This window comes from Ferribacterium limneticum (assembly GCF_020510625.1).
GTDB classification, from domain to species: Bacteria; Pseudomonadota; Gammaproteobacteria; order Burkholderiales; family Rhodocyclaceae; genus Azonexus; species Azonexus limneticus_A.
This window is the reverse complement of sequence record NZ_CP075191.1, coordinates 2,649,917-2,663,870: the sequence shown is the minus strand read 5'-3', so window position 1 is coordinate 2,663,870 and position 13,954 is coordinate 2,649,917. Positions and strand designations below refer to the sequence as shown.

At 56.9% G+C, this 13,954-nt stretch carries 14 protein-coding genes; 2 read left to right on the top strand and 12 right to left on the bottom strand.

Features of this window, described 5'->3' with window-relative positions; translation table 11 throughout:
* The first annotated feature begins 29 nt into the window (after nucleotides 1–29).
* The gene (locus tag KI617_RS12675; RefSeq protein WP_226446800.1) at nucleotides 30–2,093 is read left to right on the top strand and encodes an HD domain-containing phosphohydrolase; all 2,064 of its coding nucleotides are present in this window, start codon (nucleotides 30–32) and stop codon (nucleotides 2,091–2,093) included.
* Between the two features lie 6 nt (nucleotides 2,094–2,099).
* On the top strand, nucleotides 2,100–2,405 hold the full coding sequence (locus KI617_RS12670) for a hypothetical protein (RefSeq protein ID WP_226446798.1): 306 nt from the start codon (nucleotides 2,100–2,102) through the stop codon (nucleotides 2,403–2,405).
* Between the two features lie 81 nt (nucleotides 2,406–2,486).
* Here KI617_RS12670 and KI617_RS12665 read toward each other — a convergent pair whose 3' ends face one another.
* The 12 genes from KI617_RS12665 to nosZ form a co-directional block, all read right to left on the bottom strand.
* Nucleotides 2,487–3,041 (bottom strand): hypothetical protein, encoded by a 555-nt coding sequence (locus KI617_RS12665; RefSeq protein ID WP_226446796.1) that lies wholly within the window; start codon nucleotides 3,039–3,041, stop codon nucleotides 2,487–2,489.
* 112 nt (nucleotides 3,042–3,153) lie between these two features.
* Nucleotides 3,154–3,648, bottom strand: a complete 495-nt coding sequence (locus KI617_RS12660; RefSeq protein ID WP_226446794.1) for a TlpA family protein disulfide reductase — start codon at nucleotides 3,646–3,648, stop codon at nucleotides 3,154–3,156.
* A complete protein-coding gene (locus KI617_RS12655) occupies nucleotides 3,645–4,472 on the bottom strand; it encodes an ABC transporter permease (RefSeq protein WP_226446792.1) in 828 nt (275 codons plus the stop codon). The genes KI617_RS12660 and KI617_RS12655 overlap by 4 nt, the downstream gene beginning before the upstream one ends.
* Nucleotides 4,469–4,960 (bottom strand): nitrous oxide reductase accessory protein NosL, encoded by a 492-nt coding sequence (locus tag KI617_RS12650; protein ID WP_226446790.1) that lies wholly within the window; start codon nucleotides 4,958–4,960, stop codon nucleotides 4,469–4,471. The genes KI617_RS12655 and KI617_RS12650 overlap by 4 nt, the downstream gene beginning before the upstream one ends.
* Nucleotides 4,961–4,962: 2 nt before the next feature.
* The gene (locus KI617_RS12645; RefSeq protein WP_226446788.1) at nucleotides 4,963–5,814 is read right to left on the bottom strand and encodes an ABC transporter ATP-binding protein; all 852 of its coding nucleotides are present in this window, start codon (nucleotides 5,812–5,814) and stop codon (nucleotides 4,963–4,965) included.
* Between the two features lie 109 nt (nucleotides 5,815–5,923).
* The gene (locus KI617_RS12640) at nucleotides 5,924–6,910 is read right to left on the bottom strand and encodes a NapH/MauN family ferredoxin-type protein (RefSeq protein WP_226446786.1); all 987 of its coding nucleotides are present in this window, start codon (nucleotides 6,908–6,910) and stop codon (nucleotides 5,924–5,926) included.
* Nucleotides 6,907–7,782, bottom strand: a complete 876-nt coding sequence (locus tag KI617_RS12635; RefSeq protein WP_226446785.1) for a 4Fe-4S dicluster domain-containing protein — start codon at nucleotides 7,780–7,782, stop codon at nucleotides 6,907–6,909. Before KI617_RS12635 ends, KI617_RS12640 begins: the two co-directional genes overlap by 4 nt.
* Nucleotides 7,779–9,137 (bottom strand): nitrous oxide reductase family maturation protein NosD, encoded by a 1,359-nt coding sequence (gene nosD / locus KI617_RS12630; RefSeq protein WP_226446783.1) that lies wholly within the window; start codon nucleotides 9,135–9,137, stop codon nucleotides 7,779–7,781. The genes KI617_RS12635 and nosD overlap by 4 nt, the downstream gene beginning before the upstream one ends.
* A gap of 5 nt (nucleotides 9,138–9,142) precedes the next feature.
* Nucleotides 9,143–10,117 (bottom strand): hypothetical protein, encoded by a 975-nt coding sequence (locus KI617_RS12625; RefSeq protein ID WP_226446781.1) that lies wholly within the window; start codon nucleotides 10,115–10,117, stop codon nucleotides 9,143–9,145.
* A gap of 102 nt (nucleotides 10,118–10,219) precedes the next feature.
* Nucleotides 10,220–10,990, bottom strand: a complete 771-nt coding sequence (locus KI617_RS12620) for a c-type cytochrome (RefSeq protein WP_226446779.1) — start codon at nucleotides 10,988–10,990, stop codon at nucleotides 10,220–10,222.
* Nucleotides 10,991–11,101: 111 nt separating this feature from the next.
* Entirely contained in the window at nucleotides 11,102–11,398 is a 297-nt protein-coding gene (locus KI617_RS12615) for a c-type cytochrome (RefSeq protein ID WP_226446777.1), read from the bottom strand.
* A 95-nt stretch (nucleotides 11,399–11,493) separates the two neighbouring features.
* Nucleotides 11,494–13,776, bottom strand: a complete 2,283-nt coding sequence (nosZ, locus tag KI617_RS12610; RefSeq protein WP_226446775.1) for a Sec-dependent nitrous-oxide reductase — start codon at nucleotides 13,774–13,776, stop codon at nucleotides 11,494–11,496.
* Nucleotides 13,777–13,954 lie beyond the last annotated feature (178 nt).

Here is a 13,954-nt window from a genome sequence, read left to right as displayed (position 1 = left end):
GAATGTCTCCTTTCATCGGCTGAAATATCATGAAAAACATCAATTTGCGTACTCATCGGGCGCCGGCGATTTTGGGCTTGGTTATCCTGCTGGTCGTGGGCATCTGGTCGGTAGTGCACTACGCGGCAAGCGAGAAGGAGCGAGATCTGCGTGCCTGGGAAACCCTGCTCGGGGTGGTCGCGGAAACTCGAGTCCAGAGTATCAACCAGTGGGTTGATAGTCAGTACGCTTTGGTTCGGGAACTGGCTGAGAACGCCTCGCTTCGCTTCTATCTATCTCAGGCGATGGAGGGAACGAGCGGCGATTCGGTCGAGACTCAGGCAGCGCAAACCGGTTATCTCCGGAACCTTCTTGAAACGACTGCTGAGAGAAGCGGTTTTTCTAAGTTGTCCGGGCAACCAAAGGTAGCGGCCAACGTTGCTTCGACTTCCGATTCCGGTATTGTCATTATCGACAAAGCCGGCAAGGTCGTCGTTGAGACATCTGGTTTTCAGAGCGATGAAACCTTGAAGGCAACTCTGCTTAAGGCCATGGAGAGCGGGAAACCGACCTTGCAGGATTTCTATGAAAACGGCCGAGGCGAGGTCGTGCTGGGATTTGCCATTCCGGTTTTCGCAGCACAACCCGGCGCTTCCGGACCCCAGGTAATTGCAGCAGTGGCTGGCGTCAAGCGGGCGCGTGACGAGCTATTTCCGTTGTTGCTGAGAAAGGGAACATTAACTAGTGCTGACGAAACCTTGCTGGTACGGCGCGAAGGCGAGGTGATTGCATTCGTGTCGCCATTGGCCGATGGCACTGCGCCTCTACGCAAGCGACTTTCATCATCTACGGCTAATCTGGCAGAGGCTGAGGCCTTGGGCAAACCCGGTGGGTTCTCGTTGAAGCAAGACTATTCGGGCCGGGAGGTTTTGATGGTAAGCCGGGATTTCCGTCAGGCTCCATGGGTTCTTGTCCAGAAAATCGATGCTGCCGAGGCGCTCAAGGAATCGAGGGATCATCAACGTTTTCTCCTCGCTTCGCTGATCTTTGGCGTTCTGGTGATTGCGGCTGGTCTGGTTGCCGCGTGGTGGCATGGGGCCAGCGTCAAGGATCGTTCTATCGCCGAGGCGCTGCGCGAGAAATCCCGGGAGTTGGCCGCCCAGTCTGCCTTGTTGCAGAGTGTCGTGGATGGAACGCCTGATCTGGTTTTTACAGTGGAACGGGATCACCTGAAATTCTGCAACAAGGCGTTTGGTGCCTTGGTCAACGAGGCTCCCGATGCGCTCCGGGAAAAGACGCTATCCAGTGTTTTCGGGCCTGCAGCTGCGCACCGAATTGAGGCGATTATTGCTGAAAGCGCTAAAACGTCGAAAGCTGTCTCGCGGATGCTGGATCTGGAAGCTGGCGCGATGGCATGTCATCAATATTTCACGGCATTGCCGATACCAAGTGCCGATGAATCGGGCCTGGTGCTGTGCCTGTCCCGTGATATGACTGCCGAGCAGGAAGCACAGAGCAAACGGCAGGCTTTGATGAAACAGGTCGTTGGGGTACTGACCTGTATCGTCGATTCGCATGATCCTTATTGCGGTGAACACTCGATGCGGACGGCAATGGTTGCAGGGGCCATCGCCCGCGAACTTGAACTGGACGATGCAGCGGTCGAGGTACTCGATATGGCCGCCAAACTGGCCAATGTTGGCAAGATGTTCCTGCCGAGAGAGTTGCTGATCAAGCCTGAACCACTGACTACCGAGGAGCAACAACTGTTGCATTCTCATGTACAACATTCAGTTGAGGTGCTCAAGGTGATTGATTTCGAGGGGCCGGTGATTAATGTCATTGCCCAGAAAAGCGAGCATCTGGATGGCACGGGTTATCCGGCTGGGCTGAAAGAGTCCGAACTGTTGCTGGAAAGCCGGATTCTGGCCGTGGCCAATGCATTCGTGGCAATGGTCAGCGCTCGAGCCTATCGCGCTGGCGTCCCGATGGAGGAAACCCTCGATAGACTCTTGAACGAGTCGGGCAGCAAGTACGATCGCCATGTCGTGGCAGCCCTGTTCCATGTGGCGGAAAATCGTCCGGAATGGATCTCGTGGTCCTCTCCAGGCTAAATCAACGTGAAACTACAGCATCTCGCCATTGGCGCGCGCTTTGAATACGAGGGCGTGATTTATGTAAAAACAGGACCGCTTACGGCATCGTCGGAGCGGGGTGGGGCGCGCATCATTCCTCGTTCTGCGACTTTGAAATCCGTTGACGTTCCTGTCACTGAAGGAAGAGTCCATGATTCGGCCGGACTAGACTCGGGGACGGTGTGTGCTGCTTTCGATGTTTTTTTCGAAACCTGTAATCGTCTGGTTGATCAAGAGCAGCGCGAAGCCTTGGCGAAGGCACGGGAAGACTTCCTGGCAAAGCTCAGATAGGCGAACTTGGTGCCTGGATAGTGGCAGAAAGCAAACGGGGAAGGCCCAAGCCTTCCCCGTTTGCTTTTGGTCTGCAGTCGATCAGAAGTTGATGCCGACTTTGGCGATCAGCGCCCAGTTTTCGAATTCGACATTGTCCCGCTCCTTAGTGTTCAGATAGCGCAGGTCAAGGCCGGAGTAGTAGATGCCCTTGCGGAAATTGGCGCCGACGACTGCGCCATAGCCAAACAGGTTTTTGTCGTTATTGCCATTGTCGGCCATGACCAGGCCAAGAACAGGGCCGGCACCGACGGAGAAACCACCGCCGAGCGGCACGGTGTAGCGCGGCGAGAGTTCGATGGAGGTGGCCTTGACGCCGGAGTCGTCAACCCGGTTGATCTGGAGGTGAGTGCGGATACGGTTGTCCGGGGTCTGGATCAGGCCACAGTTCATGTTGAAATCGAGGCCATAGACGAAGCTGGCATTGTCATTGGCAGCGGTGACGTTCATGACGCCCGCAGTCAGGGCCAGGCTGGGCGCGGATTTGAAGCCAGACTCGAGTCCCGGAAAGAAACGCAGGCCGTCAGCCTGGCTGGCGGTCGTGCCAAGCGTGAGGCCTGTGAGGAGTATGGCGGAAGCAAGGCGGCGGAATTTCATGGTTTCTCCGGAAGAACGGTTGTCGTAGATGGTCCCGCCATGATGAGCGAGCATTCCGGAGGACTATAGTGATCTGCGCTGGGCGGGTCTGTGACCCAGGTCACTTAGCGGCTTATTTTTTCAGCAACGCGTCCTGAATGGCGTCAAAGTCAGCTTTTTTGACGATGCCCATTTTCTTCTGGATGACTTGGCCGTTGCGGTCGATGAACAGGGTATAGGGCAAGCCGGCCTTGGTGTTGCCGAGGGCCTGCATCAATGGAATGCCCTTTTCCTTGGCGACGAAGACCGGATAGTCCATGTCGTAAGCCTTGGCGAACTCCTTGGCTGGTTCGGCCTTGTCCTCGATGCCGATACCGAGCACTTCGATCTTGCCCTTGTGGGCGGCACGGAATTTGATCAGCTCCGGAATTTCGGCTCTACAGGGGCCGCACCAGCGAGCCCAGAAATTGACCACCAGGGGTTTGCCCTTGTAGCGCTCCAGAGCGACTGGCTTGTCGTCGAGGTCGTTGAGCGTGGCAGCGAATAGCGGGGCTGATGAAGGCAACTCGTCAGCAACAGCCAGCCCGGAAAACAGGCAGAAAACCAATGTTGCAAATAGTTTTCTCAAGGCAGATCACCGCGACGGAAAATGAAGTAACCAGTCGCTGCGCTGATGATGCCCAGTGCCGCCGGGTAGGCCAGCGCGAAGATCTTGTAGCCGGTTGTCCCGAACAGGTCGAGGATGACGTAGGCCGAGGGGCCGAGGACGATCAGTTGCGGATCGAACAGCGCCAGCGCGGCGGTGCGGAAGACCTGCAGCGGATTGGCCAGGGCCAGCGTGACTGCGAGTTCCGGCGCGACCTTGCCCTGGATCATGACACCGAGCAGGATGAGATCGAGGAAAAGCAGCAGGAAGAGCCAGACCATGAAGGCGGCGCCCTGCGCCATATCGGTGGTCCGGGCGATAGCCGAGATCAGCATGCCGATGCCGAGGAAACACATGGCCATGACGGCGAGCAGGGCAGTGTAGTAGCCGAACATATCCCACGGTACTTCGATGTCCTGGATGCTCGCCCAGATGACGGCACCGAGCATGGCCAGGAAGACCGGTGCGAAGACGACGATGTAGCGGCCGACGATCTTGCCCCAGAACCAGGCCGATAGTGATACCGGCAGCGAGAGCAGGTATTCGAAGACGCCGGCCTCGCGGTCGCCGGCCACCGAACGGACGGTGGTGATCAGCACGAAGATCGGCAGGATGGCCATGGTCAGCTGGATGTAGGTGACGAGCAGGCGGGAGAGGCCTATGAAGCCGAGGACGCGCGATTCGGTCAGGCCGAAAAGGAAGAGTAGCGCGACGATGCCGCCAAAGACCAATGTGTAGATCTGGAACCAGCGTGCACGCAGCGATTCGACGATATCGAGTTTGGCGGTGAGCCACAGTTGCTTCATTTTTTTAACCTTGCCAGTACGTGCTGGCGCATGTCGGTGAAATCGAGGGCGCCGGCCAAAGGTGCGGCGACGGCGGCGAAGTTGAAACCCATCGGTGAGGTGCGGGTCACGAAGTAAGCGCGCCGAGGGTCGAGCCAGTTCATTTCGTCGCGGCTCTTGCTGTTGTAGTCGGCAACCCACATCCTGGTGGAGGCATCGGCCAGCCAAGGATATTTTTCGGCTTTTTCCTTGAGCCAGATGGCCATGCAGCCGGGGTCGTCGAATTTGAATACGGTTTTGTTCGGGCCGCCGCGCATTTCGCCGGCAAAACGCCGGTCGGAAATGACCATGTTACAAACTACGCAGGTATCGCGGTCCCACTTGATGTCGACCATTTCGTCCGGCCAGTTGTCTTTCTTGCAGCCAGACAGCGCCAGGGCCAGTGGCGTCAGAAGCAGGCTGCCAACACCGAAGCGGGCAAGAAATTCACGGCGGTGATGCTGGCACATGATCAGTTTTCGGCTAGCGACAGGTCACTGACCAGTGCCGTATAGCGGGAGACGATGCCAAGGAAACGTAGGCGATCCGGACCGGCGATGTTGCCTTCCCAGACGCGGTTGTCGTCGCTGCAGGAAAAGTTCCAGCCATCCAGTGCCTTGGCGAAGGCCGGCTCGAAGCGGCTGAGCACGATGCGGCAGGCCAGTTTGGCGGTCAGCGTGACGGCATCGGCTACCTTGTCGTCGAGAACGACCTTGCCCATGTCCATTTCGATGACGCGATTGACCAGTGCCGACACCTCGTCAAGACGGTGGCTGGAGATGATCATCGTTGCATCTTCAAGGCGCTCGGCCAGCAGGTCGAAGAAAATCTTGCGCGCTTCCGGATCGAGGTTGGCGGCCGGTTCGTCCATGACCAGCACCTTGGCGTCGCGGCCCAGAGCGATGGCGATCAACAGTTTCTGTTTCATACCGCCGGAAAGGCGTACGAACTGACGGGACAGGATGGCTTCGATGTCTAGGCCGAGTCGCTTGGCGATATCGTGAATGCGCTTCGGGTCGGTGCCACACAGCGAGGCGGAGAATTCGATCAACTGGCCAACCGGCATTTTTAGCGGCGGCGGCAGTTGCGGCACGAAGCCGATATTGCCGAGGACGACGGTACGGTTGCTGCGCGGATCAAGGCCGTTGATGGCGACGTTGCCATCATAGGTGTATTCGCCGAGCAGGCAGCGGATGAGGGTGGTTTTGCCGGCCCCGTTGGAGCCGATCAGGGCGACACGTTCGCCTAAGCCGATATCGAGGCTGATGCCATCGAGTACGCGTGCTTTACGAAAGGTCTTGGCGACGTTGGTGAACTTGATCATGGGGCCAGATTATAGGGGGCGTGACAACCGCCGACATTGAACTTCGATCAAAAATCCGTAATGACTCACAGCCCCACCGGGCCTGCCATTTGGCAGGCCATGGCAGGCTTCAGGCCAGCTTGGAAAGGCCTTTGACTTCGAAAGTCAGTGAACCGGTCGGGCAGGCGTCTACACACAGACCGCAGCGAGTGCAATCCGGGCCGATGGCGACTTCGGTTTCGACAGCGCGACCCTTGATGACGGTATCGAGTACATGCGGAACGAGGCAGACCTTGCGGCAATCGCCTTCATGGAAACAGCCATCGAGTTTGTACTTGATGCGGACTGGCGAAATGATGCCGACGACACCATAGGTCAGGCCGATCGGGCAGGCATAGCGGCACCAGGCGCGACGTGAAAAGAAGACTTCGAAAAAGAGCAGCGCCAGCACCCAGAGCATGGCCAGCCCAGGCCCGTAGATCAGGGCGCGGGAGAGAATGCCGGTCGGCGAAATGGCTTCATAGACGGTATAGCCAGTCGCCAAGGCAAGCAGGGCGAAGATGATCCAGAACACGGTGCGCAGACGGCGGTCCATGGTCTGGTCAGTAACCAGCTTCTTCTTGGCCAGATAGAGGTGAATCTTTTCGGCCCATTCGGCCAGTAGGTGGTAGGGGCAGACCCACGAACAGAAGGTCCGTCCACCAAGCAACACCCAGAGAACAAGCACGGTGCCGGTACCGATCAGCAGGTTGTTGATGATGTGCTTGTGAGCCAGCATTACCTGTAGTGCCGAGTTCAGGTCGATCAGGTGAAAGCCGATGAAGCGCGAGGCGGTCAGGGCACCTTCAAGAATCTGGATGTCGAGCGCGAAGGAGAGCACGAACAGCAGATTGGCGAATATTAGCGTTGCCCAGCGACGGTTACGCCAGGTGTTTTTGTGCTTGGCATGGGCACGGGCGTGCTGCTTTTCGGCGATCAGATCGCGGTTGCCCTTCTTGTAGAAGTGAATCGTCTGTGCGGCAGGACTGATGTCTTCAGGCTTGGACGGCTTGGTTGGCTCTGCGCCGAAGAGCACCTTGATCTGGTCGATAAAACGTTTATGCGATAAAGCGCTCATGCTCGCCACCCCTCACCCGGAATGATTTCAATGCTGGCCGGCTCGGTCGGACAGACCATTTCACACACCCCACAGCCAACACAGGCTTCATGCACGACAGGGATACCCTTGAGCTTGCCATCCTTGCCGGTGCCCATTTCCACTGTGATGGCACCCTTGATCGGGCAGGCCTGTTCGCATAGATCACAGACATCTCGGTCATATTTGAAGTCGCGGACGGGGATCGGTTTCCAGCGGTCGACCGACATGTAGCGTAGCTTGCCATCGAAGTTGGCACCTCGCGCCGTACCCTTGAAGCCCTTGCCTTGCATGGCCAGGCAGGATTCCGGGCGGGTCAGGCGGGCGACGCCAATCCGTTCGGCCAGATTCAGCGTCGGTTCGGCATCTTTTTCCTTGGCCAGAAGAATGGGCTTGCCAGATAGTTCGGCACCAGCCCGGATATTCAGATGGGCCGGCTTGTGATAAGTCAGCGAGCCGGTCGGGCAGGCGAGAATGCACTGCACGGCATCGCAGGAGAAGTCGCAGGCCTGCTGGCGGGCATCGATATAGGGCGTGCCGACGCCCATGCCATCGACCAGGTCAGCCAGCTTGATCGCCTCAACCGGGCAAACCTGCACACATTGACCACATTTGATGCAGCTCGACAGAAAATCCTGCTCGTCCAATGCGCCGGGCGGGCGCAGGCGATTTTTCTTGGCGTAGACCAGCGGCAGGAAACCGGAACCGGCGGCGCCGAGGACGCCTCCCGTCAGCAGAATAGTGCGCAGGATACGCCGACGATTGGTTTGCTTCTTGGCAATCGAAACTGCGGGTTTTGAGTTAGAGGCCGGCTTGCGGTTGCCATTGTCGTCGTCAGTGCTGTCGTCGCTCATGATGTGGCTATCCGTGCAGGTTTGACAAAGCGCGGCTTTTCGTCGCGCAGAATCAGATCCGGGGTGGAGAAGGGAGCAAGGCGTTCAAGGAAATCCAGGAGTTCCATGACGGGCGAGCTACGGAAAAAACGTGCGATCGGCAGTTCCATCCAGATCTGATCGGCGTAGGCGTAGAGCTCATGGGTCTTGTCGCCGATGCCGTCGCCGTTGCGGTCGAAGCCTTGATAGTCGTCCCAGTAATTGCCTATCCAGACGTTTTTCGGGCTGTTGTTATTGTCGCCGTGTCCGCCATAACTTACCTGGGTCAGGTTGCCCTCAAACACATTGTTGAGCATGTTGTTGCCACCTGTTTCGCTATTGAACAGGATGCCAATGCCGTTGTAGGCAAAGCGATTGCCTCGTATTTCAATTGTGCTGTCGGGTTGGAAGGGCGAGAGGTCGGAACCGATGCCGACGCCACAGTAGATGATCTCGTTATTCTCGATGATCGTACCGGAGGCTTCCTTGAAACCGATGCCCATGCCCGTAGCGCCGGTGGCATGTGAAATGATGTTGTTTTTGACGACGCCGCCTTCGGTGTACATGAAATAGACACCGACGGCGTTGTCGTAAAACTCGTTGCGCTCGACGACGTTGTCGTTCGCGAACATGAAATGGATGGAGTAGCGGGAACGTTTGCCCAGATTGCCCTGGAAAACGTTCTTGTGCGAGTACCAAGCCACCATGTCGCGTGAGTCGATAATCTGATTTTTTTCAATCAGATTGCCGTTGCTATACCACAGGCGCAGACCGTCGCCACGGACGCCGAGTTCGCGATCCTTGGAGCGGATGCTGTTGCCGCGAATGACGTTGTTGTTCGACTGCTTGAGATCGAGTCCAAACAGGCAGTTGTCGATCTGAATATTTTCGATCGTGTTTCGATCGCCTTTGACATCCAGGCAGGAGTCGTCGGTATCGTGCGAGTCGCCGGAACCAGTCAGGTGCAGGCCACGCACCACGGAATTACTGGCGTTAAGCATCATCACCGTGCCTCTGTCACCGGAGTCGATAGTCACTTTGCCGCCACCGTCGATGGTCAGTGGCTTGTTAATGGAGACCGGGCCAGCATAGACGCCGGGAGGGGGCTTGAGCACCGAACCGGGTTCGGCGCGGTCTACCAAGTCTTGGAACGGCTTCAAGCCATGCACGCGCTTGTCGCGTTCATGCAACATGAAGGTCGGCTTGGGACGATCAACGTTGGCACGGGCGCCCATGCCGGCTGGCAGATCGGATTGTGTCTCAGTGTTGCCAGTGGTCAGGACCAGGAGGAGCGTGGTGGCCAGGCTGAGCCTGGCCAGATTGTGCAGGCAGGCCACACTGATTACTCGGCGGTGCCTTCGCGTAGCTGTTTGCGGCGTATCAGGAGGGCCAGCATCATGCAGACGAAAATCGCTACCAGCAGGCCATAACCCCAGTACGGGTAAGAGAAGGTCGAGAATTGAGCGACCTTGCCTTCACCAAACACGGTGGGCATGAAGGGTTTGACGGTGAAGGCACCCCACGGATGCATGTTGTGGCCGAAGAACCACAGCCAGCCGGCGTAGGTGATCACGAAGAAGAGTGGAAGCAAGGCCGGAACCAGTGCCAGCAGCAACTGGAAGGGACGAATCTTTGCTGTTGCGGCAATGACAATCAGCATGACTGCAATCAGGCCAAAAATAACGATTTTCGAAACGTTGCGGACGTTGTCACCCCAAACCTGGATTCGGTCCATGTCCTTGAAGAAAGTGCCGGATTCCTGCATGTAGGCCTGAACGTGGCTTTCGAGGTGGCCGAGCACGAACTGATCGATAATCATCCAAGCGGCGACGGCAGCGAAACCTGCGCTCAAAATAATTAAACGTGGTTTTTTCTTGGCCATCGCGAAGGCCAGCATCATCACAGCAAAGAAGCCGAAGAAAAACTTGGCCAACGGTTTCTCGACCGGTGCGCCAGTGGCGATCGGGAACATGCCGACATAGTGGTTGATCGTGTTCATTTCATGAACGCAATCAAGGCCTTCAGCGCCTTTGTCTACGTTTTTGGTGGCATCGGTGATCGGGTTGTAGCGCTCATCGTCGTGAGCGAGGTCTTTCTGGATGATCTCGTTGGCCATCCGGGTGCCTTTGCCAGCTGCCTTGCAGCCGTTATAGACGCCATCAAAATGGAAATGGATGCGGATGCCATCGGGGAAGGCGTCGGGCGGGTAATTCGGAGCAGTCAGGGAAACCCACCAGATGGGCGCAAAGTATGCGGCAACCAAGCAAACCAGGGCGATAAAGCTTAGCCCGCCAACAATCCGATTCTGTTTTTCCATGATGCTATCTCTGTCCTCGTTACATGATTGTCTTGGCATTCTCTGATGCCTGTAAAAAAGGGCAGCCCAGCCGCAAGGCTCCGGCTGCCCCGTTACGGCATTTTACTTCTTCTTGGCTGCGCCAGCTTTCGGCTTGCACATATTGCCTGGCATCTGCAGGCTGGCCTGGTAGGCCGAGATGGAGATCAACTGATCATTGTTGTACTTCTTGATGATCTTGACCATATCCGGATTGGCGTTGCGGCGATGGCCGTCACGAATCTCGGTCATCTGACGCAGCAGGTACTTGTAGTGCTGGCCGGCGATCACCGGGTAGAACTTTTCCTTGACGCCTTCGCCGTTCTTGCCGTGGCACTCGAGACATTCCTTCTCGTACAGGGCCTTACCTTCGGCCAAGCGCTTTTCGGTGTCAGCCGGAGCCTTCCAGTTCTTGTCCACATTGTCGCCCGGCTTGGAGTCGTAATGGCCATGGTCCAACGGGATGCACAGGCTCTCGATGTAAGCGGCGACGTCAGCCAGTTCTTGCGCGTCGGTCAGCGTGGCAGCAAACGGGTACATCGTCGGATTGTCGCGCAGACCGGCACGGATGTCGGCCATCTGCTTGATCAGCACGGTGGTGTGCTGGCCGGCGAGCTGCGGGAAGGTGCCGTCAGGACGACCGGCGCCAGAGGGAAGGTGACAGGCGCCACAGGTCTCGTAACCTTCTTCGCCGCGCTTCTTGTCGCCCTTCTTGGTCAGTGCTTCGACCTTTTCACCGGCTTGTGCATTCCACTTGTAATCCTTGCCTTCGATACCTTCGGTTTTCGGGGCGGGGGGGGCGGCAAACGCGATACCTGCAGACAGCAGGCTGATCAAAAGGAGTGATGCTTTCATGTTTGGTTTCCTTTTATGGCAAATGTTCCGGAACGCTTAAGACATTGTTTCATCTTGAGTATCAGCGTTCTTTGATATTGGTCAGAAGCCAGCAATGCCGGCCTCTTTCGATCACTTGAGCTTAGACAAATACTCGGCGATGGCCTTGATTTCTTCGTCATTGACCAGATGCAGAACACCCTTCATGGCGGCCGTCTGGCCGTTGTTACGGGCACCGCTCTTGATGTCCTTGATTTGCTGTTCGGCGTAGGCGGCGTTTTGTCCAGCAACCTTCGGGTAAGTCGGCATCAAGGGCTTGTCACCCTTCGGGCCGTGACAGGCGTTGCAGGTCTTGTCCTTGTACAGGGCAGCGCCATCCAAAGCGGCGAAGGCGGGTGAGGCGACGAGTGCCGCGGCGATCAAAGTCATTACAAATTTCATGGTTATTCCCTCCTGAATGTGAAACGGGGAACAGATTGACTCTGTCCCCCGCTAAATGCCTTAAGTCAGATCAAGTTTGTTGCTTACTTGACCTTCTTGGCGCCGTTCTGCTCAAGGTAGGTCTTGGCACGCAGGCCGATGTCGGCTGCCTTGACCTGGTATTGCCAAACTTGCTCAGCCCACAGATTGGCTTGGTCCCAATCCTTCTTGCCGGCTGCGGCTTCGTGCTTGGCCTTGGCTTCCTTCATCTTGTTCAGCTGGTCCGTTGCATCTTCGACCATGGCTACCACATCCGGGAAGTCCTTGAAGTTGACGCTGGTGATGTAACCAACGACGGAATCAATGACGACCTGGGTGTCAGCAACCTTCTTCACCGTGGCCTTATAGTCGGCTTCGGTATAGACGGCCTTGGCTGCTTCGGTCTTGCCCGGCTTCCAGCCCTTCGGCTTGACCAGCAAGTAACCCTGCATTTCAAGGTGCAGTGCGGAGCAGAACTCGGTGCAGTAGTACGGATACACGCCTTCCTTGTCAGCCTTGAACTTGACGGTTACCGTCTTGCCCGGTTCAACCGAAGCGTGCACGTTCATGGTCGAAACGGTGAAGCCGTGGGTTTCGTCCTGGGCACGTTCGAGGTTGGTCAGGTGGATGGTGATTTCGTCGCCAACTTCAGCTTCGATGGTTTCCGGCGTGATGTGCGAACGGATCAGCGTACCCTTGACCTCGATCTTGTTGCCCTTCTTGGTCGTGACTTCTTCGCCAGCACGAACCATGCCCGGATGCGGCTTGTCGGTGCGGGAATCGGTACCGACCTTGTAGCGAACGCCCGGCTTCAGCTTCGAAGCTTCGATGGCCACTACGTAGTGCGGCTCGCCCAGCGGCAGCGGCATGTCGTACAACAGTTGCATCTTGTCGTTCGAGATGTCGATCAGCTGGTGGTTTTGCGGGTGCAGCGGACCAACCGGCACGAAACGGTCGATGGCCAGCTTGTTCAGCGCAACCAGGTAACGACCCTTCGGATCAGCCGAGTCACCTTCCATGGTCATCAGGTGACCGATGTTGTAGTGCACGGAGATCTTGTCGAGTACCTTGCCGTCACAGTGATTCCATTTGACGACCTGCGAATCGACATACAGCGAGGTGTAAGCGATACAGGGCTTCGAATCGTACTGGGTGTGCAAAGGACCGAGGCCGAGCTGAACCTGGGTATGAAGCGCATCCTTCATGCCGATGACCGGAATGCCGTACGGATCCTTGGATTCGAACTTGCCGGCCTTGATGGCGGCCTGGATCTTCTCGAAGGAATAGACGGACACGTGGGTGTCGAGCTTGCCGGCGACGGTCAGGAACTTGCCGTCCGGGGTCACGTCGACGCCGTGCGGCGACTTCGGTTCCGGAACCAGGAAGAGGATGCCTTCCTTGATTGCCGTTTCCATCATCAGCACGTTGTGGCCGTTGATCTTCTTGGCCTTGCCCTGAGCAACCAGTTCGGCCGCCTTCTTCCAGTTGATCACGTGCAGATAGTCGGTGTCCTTGGCGGAGCAACCGGCTTCATACGGCGGACGACCCTTTTCGATGCCGCCGACGTAACGCTCGGAACAGAAGGAGTTGGTGAAGGACCAGCCGTCGGACGGGCCTTTACCAGCGTCGGACAAGTCCTGGCTGTAAGGCGGCAGTTCGAGGGAGAAGGATTCCTTCGGATTGAGGCGGCCTTCCTTGCGGTCGAATTTCCAGTAGGTGATACCACCGCGATACTTCTCGTTGAACTCTTCGAGCGGGTAGAACTTCTTGTTCTCGAGCGGCGAGGCGTACTGGGCGGCTTCGATCACGTATTCGGTATTCGGCGTGGCAAAGGCGCCGCCGTGTTCCGACTTGAAGATCGGGTTGACCACGATCTGCTTGGTTTCGAAGTCACGCAGGTCGATCACGGCGAGGCGCGGGTTGGCCTTGTCGTTGATGAACAGGAACTGGCCGTCGTACTTGCCCTGAGTTTCGGACATGGCCGGGTGGTGCGTATCGCCCCAGTTGATTTCCTTGCCATCGATGTTGCCCTGGCGCAGCACAGCCTTGGAGTTTTCATCGAAGCCGTAGCCCTGCCACGGTTCTGGCGTGAAGACGCCGATGTACTTGAGGATGCGCATGGACGGAATGCCATACACAATGATCTGGCCGGACTGGCCGCCAGAACTGAAGGCGACGAATTCGTCACGCTTGCCGGTCGGGACGTAGGTCTTCGAAGCAGCCAGCAGGTCCTGTTGGCTAAGGTTGCGACGCTTCATCACGTCCTGCAGCGATTCGGCAGACCATGCCGTTGCTGCAAAACCAGCTGCCAGAAGCAGCGCGGTGGTTTTCACTGCAAATTTCTTCATCTTGAATCTCCCATGAATACCAGAAGTAAGAACTTCCATTCCCCCATCGCCGCCTGCGACAAAATGTCCCTGCGACAATATGCCGCACAATGTATTCCGCGCAGACGGTGAAAGAATTGATCTTTGTTAAATTCAAACCTGCGTGATCAGCGAAAATGCATCCTCTCCAACGGCTCAA

What these genes read in the sequence shown, in the direction of transcription:
- KI617_RS12655 (WP_226446792.1), bottom strand. Translation starts at nt 4,472, where the DNA reads ATGAAGCAACTGTGGCTCACCGCCAAACTCGATATCGTCGAATCGCTG.
- nosZ (WP_226446775.1), bottom strand. Translation starts at nt 13,776, where the DNA reads ATGAAGAAATTTGCAGTGAAAACCACCGCGCTGCTTCTGGCAGCTGGT.
- KI617_RS12675 (WP_226446800.1), top strand. Translation starts at nt 30, where the DNA reads ATGAAAAACATCAATTTGCGTACTCATCGGGCGCCGGCGATTTTGGGC.
- KI617_RS12645 (WP_226446788.1), bottom strand. Translation starts at nt 5,814, where the DNA reads ATGATCAAGTTCACCAACGTCGCCAAGACCTTTCGTAAAGCACGCGTA.
- KI617_RS12665 (WP_226446796.1), bottom strand. Translation starts at nt 3,041, where the DNA reads ATGAAATTCCGCCGCCTTGCTTCCGCCATACTCCTCACAGGCCTCACG.
- KI617_RS12615 (WP_226446777.1), bottom strand. Translation starts at nt 11,398, where the DNA reads ATGACTTTGATCGCCGCGGCACTCGTCGCCTCACCCGCCTTCGCCGCT.
- KI617_RS12620 (WP_226446779.1), bottom strand. Translation starts at nt 10,990, where the DNA reads ATGAAAGCATCACTCCTTTTGATCAGCCTGCTGTCTGCAGGTATCGCG.
- KI617_RS12640 (WP_226446786.1), bottom strand. Translation starts at nt 6,910, where the DNA reads ATGAGCGCTTTATCGCATAAACGTTTTATCGACCAGATCAAGGTGCTC.
- KI617_RS12635 (WP_226446785.1), bottom strand. Translation starts at nt 7,782, where the DNA reads ATGAGCGACGACAGCACTGACGACGACAATGGCAACCGCAAGCCGGCC.
- KI617_RS12625 (WP_226446781.1), bottom strand. Translation starts at nt 10,117, where the DNA reads ATGGAAAAACAGAATCGGATTGTTGGCGGGCTAAGCTTTATCGCCCTG.
- KI617_RS12650 (WP_226446790.1), bottom strand. Translation starts at nt 4,960, where the DNA reads ATGTGCCAGCATCACCGCCGTGAATTTCTTGCCCGCTTCGGTGTTGGC.